This window comes from Roseomonas sp. 18066 (assembly GCF_902706185.1).
Lineage (GTDB): Bacteria > Pseudomonadota > Alphaproteobacteria > Acetobacterales > Acetobacteraceae > Pseudoroseomonas.
Window position 1 is genome coordinate 1 of the sequence record NZ_CACSJM010000430.1, and the last position, 383, is coordinate 383.

1 protein-coding gene is annotated in these 383 nt (G+C 74.4%); it reads left to right on the forward strand.

Going from position 1 to position 383, the window contains the following annotated elements; genetic code table 11:
- Positions 1 to 383: C-terminal helicase domain-containing protein (locus GVN67_RS29555; RefSeq protein ID WP_200845483.1), on the forward strand; the 383-nt coding region annotated here is incomplete at both ends.

Genomic DNA, 383 nt, shown 5'->3' on the forward strand with positions numbered 1-383 from the left:
TCTTCGCCTCGCCCTTCCACGGCGGCCTGAGCCAGGGCGCGCGGCGGCAGGTGCTGCAGGAATTCAAGGACGAGCGCTGGCAGGTGGTGGTGACCACCGACCTCGCGGCGCGCGGCATCGACATCGCCGGGCTGCCGGCCGTGGTCAATTACGACCTGCCGCGCGCGGCGGCCGACTACGTGCACCGCATCGGCCGCACGGGCCGCGCCGGCGCCAGCGGTGCGGCGGTGAGCTTCGTCACGCCGGAGGCCGCGCCGCACTGGCGGCTGATCGCCAAACGGCACGGGTTGCAGGACTTGCCCGTCGAGCAGCTGGCGGGATTCGAGGTGGCGCTGCCCGCGCTGGATGGCGCCCACGCCGACGGGGCGGCATCTGCCGATGGC